The sequence below is a fragment of the Bradyrhizobium manausense genome, assembly GCF_001440035.1.
In the GTDB taxonomy this organism is placed as follows: Bacteria; Pseudomonadota; Alphaproteobacteria; order Rhizobiales; family Xanthobacteraceae; genus Bradyrhizobium; species Bradyrhizobium manausense.
In genome coordinates this window covers 58,282-70,526 of sequence record NZ_LJYG01000080.1, presented here as the reverse complement: position 1 = coordinate 70,526, position 12,245 = coordinate 58,282, and the positions used below count along the sequence as shown (strand labels likewise).

General features: G+C 59.3%; 12 protein-coding genes and 2 pseudogenes. 1 reads left to right on the top strand and 13 read right to left on the bottom strand.

What is annotated here, in order from left to right:
- The 5 genes and pseudogenes from AOQ71_RS48080 to AOQ71_RS45155 form a co-directional block, all read right to left on the bottom strand.
- On the bottom strand, positions 1-174 hold a 174-nt coding region (locus AOQ71_RS48080), incomplete at its 3' end, for a sigma factor-like helix-turn-helix DNA-binding protein (RefSeq protein WP_430648633.1).
- 198 nt (positions 175-372) lie between these two features.
- A pseudogene (locus tag AOQ71_RS18115) lies at positions 373-683 on the bottom strand (helix-turn-helix domain-containing protein); the annotation flags it as partial.
- Positions 684-843: 160 nt separating this feature from the next.
- Positions 844-1,257 carry a reverse transcriptase family protein gene (locus tag AOQ71_RS18110; RefSeq protein WP_057748725.1) on the bottom strand — a complete coding sequence of 138 codons (414 nt, stop codon included), beginning with the start codon at positions 1,255-1,257 and terminating at the stop codon, positions 844-846.
- Between the two features lie 457 nt (positions 1,258-1,714).
- Positions 1,715-2,095 carry a hypothetical protein gene (locus AOQ71_RS18105; RefSeq protein ID WP_057748723.1) on the bottom strand — a complete coding sequence of 127 codons (381 nt, stop codon included), beginning with the start codon at positions 2,093-2,095 and terminating at the stop codon, positions 1,715-1,717.
- Positions 2,092-2,232, bottom strand: a complete 141-nt coding sequence (locus AOQ71_RS45155) for a hypothetical protein (protein WP_157083564.1) — start codon at positions 2,230-2,232, stop codon at positions 2,092-2,094. The genes AOQ71_RS18105 and AOQ71_RS45155 overlap by 4 nt, the downstream gene beginning before the upstream one ends.
- Before the next feature lie 601 nt (positions 2,233-2,833).
- On the opposite strand from AOQ71_RS45155, the gene AOQ71_RS18100 reads away from it, so the two are divergent.
- Positions 2,834-4,537 carry an outer membrane protein gene (locus tag AOQ71_RS18100; protein ID WP_157083563.1) on the top strand — a complete coding sequence of 568 codons (1,704 nt, stop codon included), beginning with the start codon at positions 2,834-2,836 and terminating at the stop codon, positions 4,535-4,537.
- A 273-nt stretch (positions 4,538-4,810) separates the two neighbouring features.
- Here AOQ71_RS18100 and AOQ71_RS49945 read toward each other — a convergent pair.
- The 8 genes and pseudogenes from AOQ71_RS49945 to AOQ71_RS18065 form a co-directional block, all read right to left on the bottom strand.
- Positions 4,811-4,989: pseudogene (locus AOQ71_RS49945) on the bottom strand (DUF3422 family protein); the annotation flags it as partial.
- A gap of 242 nt (positions 4,990-5,231) precedes the next feature.
- Positions 5,232-6,491: a Glu/Leu/Phe/Val family dehydrogenase gene (locus AOQ71_RS18095; RefSeq protein WP_057748720.1), complete on the bottom strand. Its 1,260-nt coding sequence runs from the start codon at positions 6,489-6,491 to the stop codon at positions 5,232-5,234.
- A 221-nt stretch (positions 6,492-6,712) separates the two neighbouring features.
- The gene (locus AOQ71_RS18090; protein ID WP_057748717.1) at positions 6,713-7,375 is read right to left on the bottom strand and encodes an amino acid ABC transporter permease; all 663 of its coding nucleotides are present in this window, start codon (positions 7,373-7,375) and stop codon (positions 6,713-6,715) included.
- The gene (locus tag AOQ71_RS18085; protein WP_245316970.1) at positions 7,372-8,034 is read right to left on the bottom strand and encodes an amino acid ABC transporter permease; all 663 of its coding nucleotides are present in this window, start codon (positions 8,032-8,034) and stop codon (positions 7,372-7,374) included. The genes AOQ71_RS18090 and AOQ71_RS18085 overlap by 4 nt, the downstream gene beginning before the upstream one ends.
- A gap of 53 nt (positions 8,035-8,087) precedes the next feature.
- Positions 8,088-8,957, bottom strand: a complete 870-nt coding sequence (locus AOQ71_RS18080) for a transporter substrate-binding domain-containing protein (protein ID WP_057748714.1) — start codon at positions 8,955-8,957, stop codon at positions 8,088-8,090.
- Between the two features lie 48 nt (positions 8,958-9,005).
- A complete protein-coding gene (locus AOQ71_RS18075) occupies positions 9,006-9,755 on the bottom strand; it encodes an amino acid ABC transporter ATP-binding protein (protein WP_057748711.1) in 750 nt (249 codons plus the stop codon).
- Positions 9,756-9,775: 20 nt separating this feature from the next.
- Positions 9,776-10,792, bottom strand: a complete 1,017-nt coding sequence (locus tag AOQ71_RS18070; RefSeq protein ID WP_057748708.1) for a glutamate cyclase domain-containing protein — start codon at positions 10,790-10,792, stop codon at positions 9,776-9,778.
- Positions 10,789-12,099: a PLP-dependent aminotransferase family protein gene (locus AOQ71_RS18065; RefSeq protein ID WP_057748705.1), complete on the bottom strand. Its 1,311-nt coding sequence runs from the start codon at positions 12,097-12,099 to the stop codon at positions 10,789-10,791. Before AOQ71_RS18065 ends, AOQ71_RS18070 begins: the two co-directional genes overlap by 4 nt.
- Positions 12,100-12,245 lie beyond the last annotated feature (146 nt).

The following is a 12,245-nucleotide window of genomic DNA, read 5'->3' as shown; positions in this document are numbered from 1 at the left end:
GAGCCGGACCTCATCATTGAGCTCGGGCGGCAACGGCCAGGTCAAACCTGCGCGGCGTGCCATGTTGAGGTACTTGCAAACCGTGCCCTGGGCCAGGCCGAGGCTACGGGCAATCGTACGCTGCGACATGCCGACGCTGTAGTGCAGGCGTAAAACTTCGCGAATGTGGCGCATGGACAGTCTCTCTGTCGGCATCTCGATCCTCTGCTGTCGGGCAAAAGACCAAGCTACCTGGGTTGCAGACTGTCAGTGGTGTCCGGCTCGCTGTCCCCGATCACAATCCGCTGGAAATAGCGATCACGATCCCGTGGAATTGGTAATCACGATCCCCTGGAAACGGTGATCACGATGCTCTGGAATGAGTGATCACGATGGCCTGGAATTGGTGATCACGATCGTCTGGAACGCGCAGGCCTTGGTATAGATCGGCTGCTTGCCCGGCCGCGGCTTGTCTTGCAGACCTTCAAGGCCGTGGTCGGCATAGCGATGCCGCCAAGGCTGACGATCCGCGGCTGGACTCCGACTTCCTTGGCGATCAACCGGGTGCTGCGCCCATCCGCCGCCAACAGAACGATCCGAGCCCGCTTCAAATCGCGCTGCAACGTCACCGGTGAGCGACAGCATGCCTCAAGTACCTTGCGATCTTTCCTCGAAAGGTGGACTTCTCTTGCTTCGGGTATCATCCCGACCTTGAATCACGACTCACGTTCCAGGAAAAGTGGGTACTAGGACAACTTGTCGCGCAACGGTTGTTGTATCCATGAGTCACTCGCGACTTCGTTTGGGTACCAGGCATTGGCTTGCGGGAATCTGCATGGCAAGGGCGCCGGTTTGAACGTTACCCTATCCATACGACCCCGGTTGAAAGTCAGCCTCGAACACAGGCTCGAGGATGAGCTTGAGCGCCCCTTCCACCACTCTGTCGCGGATCGCCGGAATCGAGAGGACACGGACTTTGCCCCCGTCCTTCGGTATCTCCTGCCTCCGCGCGGGAAGTGGCTGGTAGGTGCGCCCGATCAGTTCGCCCCGTAACTGCTCGAGCAGAGCTTCCACGCCTTGCGTCTCAATGGCCTCGAAGGTGACGCCGTCTATTCCCGGTGCTCCATCGTTCTCTTTGGCCATCTCATACGTAGCGCGCAGGGTCTCCATCTGGCAGACGTGGACGTATAGTCCCCAGAACCGCCAGGACGGTTCAGCCTTTGCCTTGACGTATATTCTCCGCCTCAGGTCCTGCAAATCGATGGACGCCTTTGTCATCTCGTCCTCGCCTTCCCTATGTTGGAGACATTGCAAATGGCAGGGTCCCTTGGCTCCACGGATATTACTCCGCTTCATTGCTACTCCGGACCCGGCCGCTACCCTCTCGTCTTCGGCCGACTTCCCGGTTTCGCCGGTTATACGGCCTACCTTGCTCCGACGATTTCGCGTCGGGACGAGGAGGGCTTCTCCAGTTGCTCAGCATGTCCGTGTCACCGAGCTGTTGCTTCCACCCTCCGAGGTGAACATCCGTATCGGTCAGTCTTCAGTTGCTCATGCTGCCTTCGCCCTCCGGTTGAAGGCTCGGCCCTCGGGGATACTCTCACTTTCGAGGCCACAACGCGTTCACTTTTATTACGGCCCGATGACTCGTAGCCTCCCCTGGGAGACTTTGTCGATAGGCTTCAGAGTTTCAGTTTCCATCACCTCTGCTATCCACACTACGGGGCTCTGACTTCTACCCCAGGCAGGTTTGTCTCCTGCTGAACATGCCAGCCTTCGCTGGACACACAACCGTACGTGCACCTTTCACCGCATACTGCTCTCTGTTCAAGCTTGGCCCATGGCCTTGCTCCGGAGCCGGGCCCATTACCGCTCTAGCGCGCGAAGCTCGGCCAGCTCCGCAAGCAACGGCTCGCAATAGAGGCAAACGACGGCGGGACCGCAATCGCTCATCGCAGACCTGCCTTCTGATCCGATAAGGAATGCGGTAGTCGAGCTGGGCGCGGCACATGCGCCTGATCTCTTCGGCAATGCTGATCTTGCGCAGCTTGGCCAGCATCTCGAGCTGCTCGAAATCGTGCTCGTCGAAGGTGACAACGACCTTGCGGACCATCATTGCTTCCCTCGCGCTCCCGGCGGATAGGTGACGCCTTCGCCGAACTTCCATTCGAAATCGGTGAAGTCGCCGCCGTCGGTGATGATGGCCCGGGTAACAACGCCGAGCTTGGCCGCGACGCTGCTCGTATAATTCAAGGCTAGTTCACGACGCCGCGATTGAGCCGGAAACGGTCAGCCGCATCGCGGCAGCTTATAAGCAAGCGTTCCACACTCTTTGCGTGAAGGATCGCGATGATCCCCTAGCGGAAATGATCGCAAAGAAGATATCAAAATTGCGCAAACCGATATCTGTAAGCCGGCCGAGATTGCGGCTCTAGCGCCTAAAAAACTAGAATTCCCGTGAGCGATCACCATCATGGCGGCGCGAGCCTTGTCTAATTCGAGCAGTTCGAGCTTGAGTGCTTGGTCCCGATAATCGAGCAAGACAAGTGCATTGTGGTCATCGGTCGATGACCTCGCGCAGCACCCGTATTGCTCGGGCACTGCTGCGCCGCTGTCGGTATTGAGACCATTGTCAGTAACCTGACGCTACACGCCGCGACGAAGTGCCTGCAGAGCCTACCAATTCACTCGGCACGCGCTTTGCTTTCTTCGCGGCATCATCACCGATCGCAGTGCGATGGTCTTCGGGGCGGATTCGGCGCGCGTCGCTGTTAACGTCTGATCCGCCCCGACGGTTTGCTGCGGCGACAACTTAAGGGCGGTCGTGGACCGAGAAAATGCAGGGAAGCGTTGGATGCGATCTGGAGTTCTTCTTTTAGGAGCCACGACAATTGCGCTCGTCGCAAACAGTGCAGCGAATGCGGCAGATCTTAAGCCAGAAGTAAAACTGCCGCCGGCGGTGTGGAATTGGTCCGGTGGCTATATTGGCGGGCACGTCGGCGGTGGGTATGGCCGAACCTCCTTCAGCAATCCCTACGGTCCGTCAATCTATGGCGGTGTCGTCGATACCCCGGTGTTCCTCGCGGGTGGACAGATCGGCTACAATTGGCAGAGGAACGGTTGGGTATTTGGCGTCGGACTCGATGCCAGCGGTGCTGTCTCCGACGGCACAAATACTTGCTTCGCTGCCTCCGGCTTTATCGTGAACGCAAACTGCAAGGTAAGTCCCAACGTCTTTGCCACCGGGACCGGCCGCGTCGGTTACGCGTTTGGTGCGCTGGGCCGCACGCTGGCTTATCTCAAGGGAGGCCTGGCTTGGCAAAACAATCGGGGCGACGTCGTCAACAACTTTGAAGGCAGCGGGCAACAGGAGAAAACCCATTTCGACTATGGTCGGATCGGTGGCATCATCGGGCTGGGCGTCGAGCAAGCGCTTTCGCCTGCATGGTCGGTCAAAGCTGAATATGACTATCTGCATTTCGGCGGGCCGAGCGTTGCAACGCCTCCAACGGTGCAGGATCCGCCGTTCGCAATTCTTCCGGCGAACACAACGAACTTGTCCAGCAACTATCACGTCGGAAAGATCGGGTTGAACTACCATTTCGGCGCCGACCCGTGGGCGGTGCAATGGCCGGATGCGCCGCTGTACGCAAAAGCACCCGTCAGCGCGCCGCCGATTGCTTACGGTGCCGGTTGGTCGTTCGAAGGCGGATCGCGCCTCTGGCTCAGCCGCGGACGCTTCCAATGGGACCACAGCGCAGTGCCCTATGGCCGTCTTGAAGACCCCAGGATTCTCGAGTCGAGGCTCACCTATCACGGGCTGGACGGACTTTCCGGGGAATTATTTGGTCGTCTCGACAGTCCGTGGGGAGCGTTCCTGAAGAGCACCGTTGGCACCGGGCGCTTCAACAAGGGAACCCAGAACGATGAAGATTGGAGCCTCGGTCGCAGTCTCTCCTATGTCAATACGATATCGGGCCAGGCCAACGGAAGGTTTACCTATTACACGGCCGACGCCGGTTACGATTTCTTGCGCGGCGCCAACTACAAGGTCGGCGGATTTTTCGGATGGGCCTATTACGAACAGAGTTCCGACACAACGGGGTGTGTACAGATAGCTAATCCGTTAGCTACATGCTTGCCGCCGGGTGACGACAGGATCGTTGGTAGCCAGAATACTCAGTGGAATGCACCTCGTGTCGGCCTAAGCGCCGAAACCATGCTCACCGAGCGTTGGCGTTTGAGCACGGACGTCGCTTACCTGCCTTGGACCGATTTCAAGGGCCGTGACAATCATCTCTTGCGCCCGACGACCACCTTCGCTGAACAACGCGGCAATGGTGGCGGCGGGGTCCAGGTTGAAGGCGTGTTGTCCTACTTCATCACCAAGAACATCAGCGTCGGCGTCGGCGGGCGCTATTGGGCCATGTGGACTAAAAGGACGGGGAGCGACACTGCATGTAGCAACCGCGGCTGCTTCGATAATTTATCTGGTTTTGCGAAGTACAGCATGGAGCGCTGGGGTACATTCTTTCAGGCGTCCTATAGGTTCGATTGAAAAGATCACACATACAGCCAAGCTCCAGGCCTCTTCGACCCCCTTCCTGAAGTTTTGACATCGGTCATCACCGAACACGAAGTGATCAGCCACCGAGTTGCGATCATCAGCCAGCGCCCGAGCGGCGACTGGTTTATGCCGAACAATGTGATTGCCTCTTAGCCGCAGTCCTCCGAGCTGCCCACGCCAGGCACCCGAAAGGGTTTCTGGGCTCGGGGCAGTATAGCGGGACCATTTCGGTCGCGCGCAAACAGGAGAGGTTGAAATGACTAGCTGCGTGATCGCCAATCCCTCAAGGGATGACAGGCAACTCGGTACACAGGGGTGACTGTTGTCGCCGACTATGGCGACATGCCATACGTCTGTATCACCCTCGAAGTACAAGGGGATGGTCGCGCGTGGAGTTCATTATGAAGCTCCGCACGCAATGGATGCGAGAAATTCAAGTCCATAATGTCCAGCTCACGCATGCTTCGAAACTGAGGTCGAATGCATCCTTACTTGCGAACGGGGGCGTTATCCTGCGACTACGGCGTTCAAGCCAACGAAAACAAAAAAGAGGGCCACCGCTCACGCGGTGGCCCAGTCAGGGAGGAACTGGAACATTGGTCGACACATCTTGACGGGAGGGTCCTGCGGGATCCGCAATTCGCCATTTGGGCTTCAGCGGGTTGGATGACCACGCCAAGCTCAACTAAGGAAACAGTCCACGCAGCTTTTTCCCTTCACGAACTTTTTCAATCCCTATCGCCATTGCAGCCACGCGGTGGGAAATGCCGTCTTTGCGGGCCCGTCGAATAACTCGATCGAGGGTCACATTCAGGATGTCCTTCAATCGATCATTCACTTCTTTCTCGGTCCAGAAGAGCCGTTGCAGATCCTGAACCCACTCAAAATAGGAAACGATCACTCCGCCGGAGTTGCAGAGGATATCGGGCAATACAAAGATATCGCCTCGTTCCTCGATAATCGCGTCGGCATCTGGCGTTGTCGGACCATTTGCTCCCTCCGCTAGGATCCGACACGAAAGCCTCGAAGCATTTGTGGCTGTAATGACCTGCTCAGTGGCGGCGGGGATCAAAATGTCACATTCGCGGGTCAAGAGTTCGGAAGGATCAATGGCCGACTCGTTGGACCAGCCAGCCAAATTCCGCTTCTCAGCGACGTAACGCTCAATGACATCTATCGGTAGTCCGGCAGGGTCGTAGTAAGCAGCTGTGTGATCGCTGAGACCTACGATTTTTACGCCCATCTCTCGGGCCAAAATATACGCCGATATACTTCCTACGTTGCCAAACCCTTGAACAATCGCTGTCGATCTGGACGAATCGAGCTGAATTGATTCTAGCGCGCGTTTGACGAGGTGCGCGACACCCCGTCCAGTCGCCTCCCGCCGGCCCGCGGTGCCGCCAATTGCGACGGGCTTCCCGGTTACTATCTCATTGATCGCGTGGCCCTTGTACATGGAGTATGTGTCCATGAACCAAGCCATGACTTGTTCATTCGTCCCCATGTCAGGCGCCATGACATCCGTATTCGGTCCTACGAACGGGATCATCTCCTGCATGTAGCGGCGGCTTACGGCCTCAAGTTCGCGTACGGAAAGGCTATTTGGATCGCAAGCAACTCCACCTTTCGCGCCCCCATAAGGCAGCCCCGCCAATGCACACTTCCAACTCATCCAAATTGCCAGGGCAGCGACTTCGCCGACATCTAACTGCGGCGAGAATCGAGTACCACCCTTAGTCGGTCCCAAAGTAAGATGATGCTGAACACGATATCCTTGGAACACCTTTGTTTGCCCGTCGTCCGTGTGCAACGGTATCGACACGCTGATTGCGCGTTTCGGGTATAGCAGCCGATCACGATGTTCCGATTCGATTCCGATGTAGTCTGCGACAAGATTGAATTGTTCCTGCGCCATTGCGAACACCGGCCCGCTGTAGATGCTCATTGCACGATCCTTGTAAGTTGACGTTGACGGTCGGTGGCAGCCCGCACGGCCGCCTTTTTAGGCGAAGATCCGACCGACGTAGGGGCGCTCCCGGCGCGGTAGTTTGGGCTCGCTTGAACTAGAGTACGTTTCCGCGCAAAGCTCTCGATGGACTCGATCGGGTCGCCAAAACAAGTCAACTGCCTTCCCCTCGAAGGTTTCGATCGACTAAGGAAATGTTTTCAGACTCGTAGACGACGTTCGATCAAACTGGCCAGCGCGGTCAACGAGTAGGAGATCACAAAGAATATGCTCAGCACACCGAGATAGATCTCGATGGCGTGTGAGCCTCCGGCTCCGACGTACGCTAGTCTTTCGATCATTTGACGCGCCGATCCCAAGAGATCCGACACGCCGACGACAGACGTCAGCGCGCTCGCCTGGACGAGAACGGTGAGCTGGCCGACGTAGGGCGGCAACGCACGCCGAAATGCCTGCGGCAGAATGACGAACACAAGCGCCTCGGTTGCGCTCAACCCAAGTGCCCGGGCACCCTGCTCCTGCCGGTATGGAATTGAATTCAAGGCGCCACGGAAGACCTCGCCGATGTTTGCCCCGCCCCAAAGTCCCAATCCGATGATTGCGGCCGTGAGCGGGCCGGTGCGAAGCCCGATTTGAGGAAGGGCGAAGAATACGAAGAGGAGGATCATCAGCGACGGCACGCCGCGAAAGACCTCGACGTAAAGACGTCCGATCAGGCGCGCGAGACTGAGTGTGCTTCGCGACAACGCCGCGATCAGGAGTCCAAGAACCGTCGCCAACAGGACGGTGAGCAGGGAAATCCACAGAGTAACGAGAAGACCCTGACCAAGATAAGCAGCGACGGGCCAAATCCAGTCGTTCATTTGACCACTCCCAGTCCTGGAATCAACAGCCTGCGCTCGAACGCCCGGGACGCTGCGCTTAGGATGCTGCAGATGAGCAGATACATGAGGCAGGCAATGCCGAAGGTCTCGAACACCTTGAAGGTATCTGACACGATGCGGTTAGCGACGTAGGTTAGTTCCTGATAGCCGACGACGATCATGAAGCTGGACGATCTGAATTGCGTGATCGCGGTGGTCGTTGCGCCGGTGATCGCGATGCGCAGCGCAATCGGAAGGGTGACGTCAAGAAAGGTCTGGAACGCCGGCAAGCCAAGAGCGCGAGCCGCCGTCACCTCGCCTTTCGGTACAGCTTCGAATGCGGCCCTGAAGACTTCCGTCTGATAAGCACCGCCCCACAATGCGAGCGCGAGCCAGGAGGTCTCGAATGGCGTCAGACGAATCCCGATATCGGGCAGCGCGTAGAATAGCAGGAAGATCTGTACGAGGAGCGGCGTGCAGCGAAAGGCATTCACGAACCCGACAATTGCGATGTTGGCCACCGGGATCCGTGCATGGCGTATTGCCCCGAGTACGATCCCGATCCCAATTCCGAGCAGGATGCCGATCGCGCTGATGAGGAGGCTGTTGCCAAGCCCTGACAGCAGCTCGGTTACCTCTTTCATGAGATCGGTCTGCACGATCCGCACCTCCACTCAAGCCGAATTGGGACGCTACAGCGCCGCGAGGTTCCTCACAATTTGCATTCCATCGGGTCGACGCCTGCGTAGTCGAGCTTGACTTTCGGCCCCGGGACGACATTGCGGTACTTCGCGACCATCGTCGGGTCCTTCACTTCTTCGGCGAAGGCTTTGTAGAAGGCGTCTTCTTCGCGCATCTTGGCGATCACTGCATTGATCCAGGCGAGCGTGGCCGCGTTGCCTTTCTTGACGCCGATGCCCTGGATCGCCGGTGATGCAAGCTCGCCAACGACTTTGAAGTTCTTGTTATTCTGCACGAAGTTGTAGTCGTAGATGTCGATGTAGGCGAAGGCATCAGCACGTCCCTGGACCAGCATCGTGGAGGAATCGGCCGGGCTCTGGGCCGTGATCAGGTTCGCCTTCGGATGGCACTTCTGCAACCAGGTCTGATAGGTGCTCCCAGTCGGCGTCACGACGGTGCGACCGGCGAGATCGGCGTAGTTGTTGATAGGAGAATCCTTCTTCACAACAAGCTGGAGATTGCTCAGCCAGATCGGGTCCGAGAAGTCGATTTGCTCAGCGCGCGCCGGGGTTCGGGCAAGTGAGGCGAGCACGAGATCGACCTTGCCGGACTGCAGGAACGGAATACGATTGCTGTCGTTCACACATTGGGTCTGGAGACCGGCTTCGGTGCCGAATGCATATTCGGCGATGCGCTTGACGAGCCCATACTCAAAGCCGGCCGGCTTTCCATCGAGCCCGACATAGCCGGCAGGCGGATACTGGCAATTGATGCCGATCGTCAGCACCTTTGGCGTGGCCAGGTCCGTGGGCAGCGGCACGTCCACCTTCGACTGCGCTACGGCGGGCAATGCCACGATCGAAAATGACAGACCCGCGATCGCGACCAAACATTTCAGCATGCTTAATCCCTCTCTCCTGTTGATCCTTGGTATGGCGCAAAAAAGACGTTAGGCATCAGTGTGCGAAAGGAATTGACGCGTGCGGTCGTGACTTGGTCGATCGAGGACGTCAGCCGGATGTCCTTTTTCAACGACCACGCCGTCGGCCATGAATACGAGTGTGTCGCCGACCTCTCGCGCGAAGCTCATTTCATGTGTCACGACGAGCATGGTCATGCCGGAGCGCGCGAGATCCTTCATGACGTTCAAGACCTCGCGTACGAGCTGCGGATCGAGCGCCGATGTGACCTCGTCGAATAACATCACGTGGGGACGCATCATGAGAGCTCGCGCGATCGCGACACGCTGCTGCTGGCCTCCCGAAAGCTGGTCGGGGTAGCTTGCGACCTTGTCCGCCAAGCCAACTTTCGCGAGCAGCTCCCGGGCGCGAGCTTCAGATTCCGCAGTCGGCTCCCTTAAGACGCGGCGCGGAACCAAGGTGAGGTTTTTCAGGACAGTGAGGTGCGGAAACAGATTGTAGTGCTGAAACACCATCCCCACGCGCTGACGGACCTTGTTTACGTCCTGCTTACCGGAGAGCAAGTCCTCGCCCTCCAGCACGATCTCCCCGCGGGTAACCGGTTGAAGCATGTTGACAGTTCGCAGGAGCGAGCTTTTGCCACTGCCGCTCGGGCCGATGATGACGACGACCTCGCCTTGACGGACCGAAAGATTGACGCCCTTCAGAACCTCGTTTGATCCGTACGAAACTCGTATGTCGCGCAGATCGAGGAAGGGTGCGGCCGGTCCGGTTGACATTGGGCGCCCTCTCTCTGTCTTCAGCGAAACGCCGGTCGAACGACCGCGGAGATCAGGTCGGTCATCGCGACATGCGTCTGCAGAGGAATCCCGTCGACGTCGGCGTCGACGACGTTTCCGACCGAGTTGATCAAGCCGATGTCGACACCTCGGCGAAGCAGGTGTTCTTCCATTTTGGGCGAATGGAGAAGGTCGGGCCTCTTCAGGCGTGCTGCAAGCGCTCCCAAGATGGCATAGCAACCCCAGTTCGAGCAGGCCGCAGTCACCAGCACGTCGGTGCCAGTCACCGCTCCGATGCCAGCACCTCCTTCCGGGCGTGCATCGCCGAACTTCACATGGCGCCGCACCGCGTCTGCGACGACCCCCATGCCTATCTCGTTGCCCCCGTCGCCCACGCAGACGCTCGGAATCCCACGAGCGAGCGCCTCGTCGAACAAGTAGTCAATCCGGGCCCGCCCCATGCCGTAATCGATGCCGCGCATCGAGCAATAGATGCCGTCGGCGTTACGGCCGACCCGCTCCGTCGAGAAGACCAGGGCCGGCTTCAGTTCGTCGAGCAAGGCGGCGGAGGCGGCCTTCGCCTCGGAGTCCGTGACGGGAAAGGAGCGTGTGCTGGCGACAGCGAGGCTTCCATCGTTGCTCGCAATCCGCGCCTGCTCGTAGGGGAGCACCGACAAGCCGGCACTGGTAAGGATCTTGGCGGTGCCGTCCAGCAGGGTCTCCTCCGCAACAACGACACAGGTCGCCCGCTTGGATAGGGCAAGCGCGCGCACGACCGCGGCTGCGCCCGCTGGCCCGTCGTTCTCGCCAATGGTCGGCGAAATCCACGCCCGCGAGACGGAGCCCGTCGTCACCAAGACCGTCGTACCCAGGGGGACATCCGCGAGCATCTCGGCAGCTGCGCCGCACAGGGCACCGCCTTGGCGCGTGCGCGCTACCTCGTAAAGATGCTCAACACCGCGGCCACCCAAGTCGAGATTAACCAGCCGGTCGAGCCGGTCATCCATGCCGGCGAAGATCGTGTTAGCGGCGCTCATGCCTGATCTCCCAGAATGAGCCGCGAGATCGTGGTAACCTCGTCGATCCGCGCGGCCAGGTAATCGAGTGCAGCGTCGACGGCGACGACGACCGCGTCCTGGCCTCCAACTCGCCCGATCGCGTCGAGGGTAGGTTTCAGGCGCAGTGACACGCGTGCCCCGGGCTGGCCATGGGTGTTGACCGTGAGGATTCCAGCGTCGCGCAGCAGGACCATTCCGAGCGCAGAGGAGACCTCGCAGGGGACGAGTCCAAAGTTCTCTACGGAACGGCCAGCGCGCCGCAGGACAAGGGAAAGCACGTCCTGCTCGTCGACCATCGGCCCGAGATCGCTGATAGAAACGACGTCGCGACCGAGCTTCTCGGCAAGCGCGACCGCGAGTGCCTGACCAGAGCGTGCTTCCTCCCGCAGATCCTCAGGCCGAAAACCCTGGAGGGACCGCATGGCGCCGGCAGCGATCGGCGCGCGCGCCTCCATCCCGAATTCAGCGCCTTTCGCCGAGGCCGCCGTGACAAGATGGGGGCGGCCGGCAAGGACGCCCGCGCGCGGTCCGGCGAGACCCGCCTTGTCGCAGTTGGTGATTGCAAGGTCGGCGCCGAGTGCGAGGCCTGGCTTACCGCCGTGGAGCACAGGACGCAGACGGGCGCCATAAGCGTCGTCCACGAACGCAATAGCGCCGACCGCGTGGGTGGCCTTGACGACGGCCGAGGTCACGGTGTCATCCAGAAGCTCGAGCGCGCTCGTTACGGTGGTGACGACGACGAGGTTGGGTTTCGCCTTGGTCAGAGCTGCCTGCCAGTCGCGATCGCCCCCGATTTCGACGAGTTCCACCCGTGCGATGGAACAGCCTCGGATCACCGAAGCGTGCGATCGCCCGCCCGGAGGGACGATCGAAATCACGGAGCTGCCTGCGGCGTGAGCGACGATGGTGGCAATGATTCCAGCGCTGGTGCGGTTGAAGACAGCGACGCCATCCCCGGCCTCGCCACCGAGGTGATTGATCGCGACTTCTCGGAGGTCTTCGGCGAAGAGGCCCGGGCCAACCCATTCCTCGCACAATGTCGCGAGATCTTCCGCCTTGAGTGGAAAATCTCTCTGATTTCCCGTGAACACACCAATGGAATGCGGGCCGAGCTTGCGGACACGATCGGCAGCTACGGCCTGTCCATGCCGAAGGCGGCGGGCTTCGTCGACACTGGATCGGATGATGCTGCCGCGCGCAAAGCCAACAATGGGGTCGATCAGATTGCCGAAGCGATCTGTGGCCTTCGGCGATTGCGTTTTCGACTCCGTGGTGGCTGTCATCATCTTCTCCTAGAACCAGTGTGACTTGGCGATGCGGACAACCAGGGAGCCAGGTGGCCGGCGACGCGCGATGAAATGGGCGTTCTTGTCAGGAGCATTCGGCGAAAACGTCTTGCCGCGCGAATACGCCGGGCGAGGCATTCTCGATG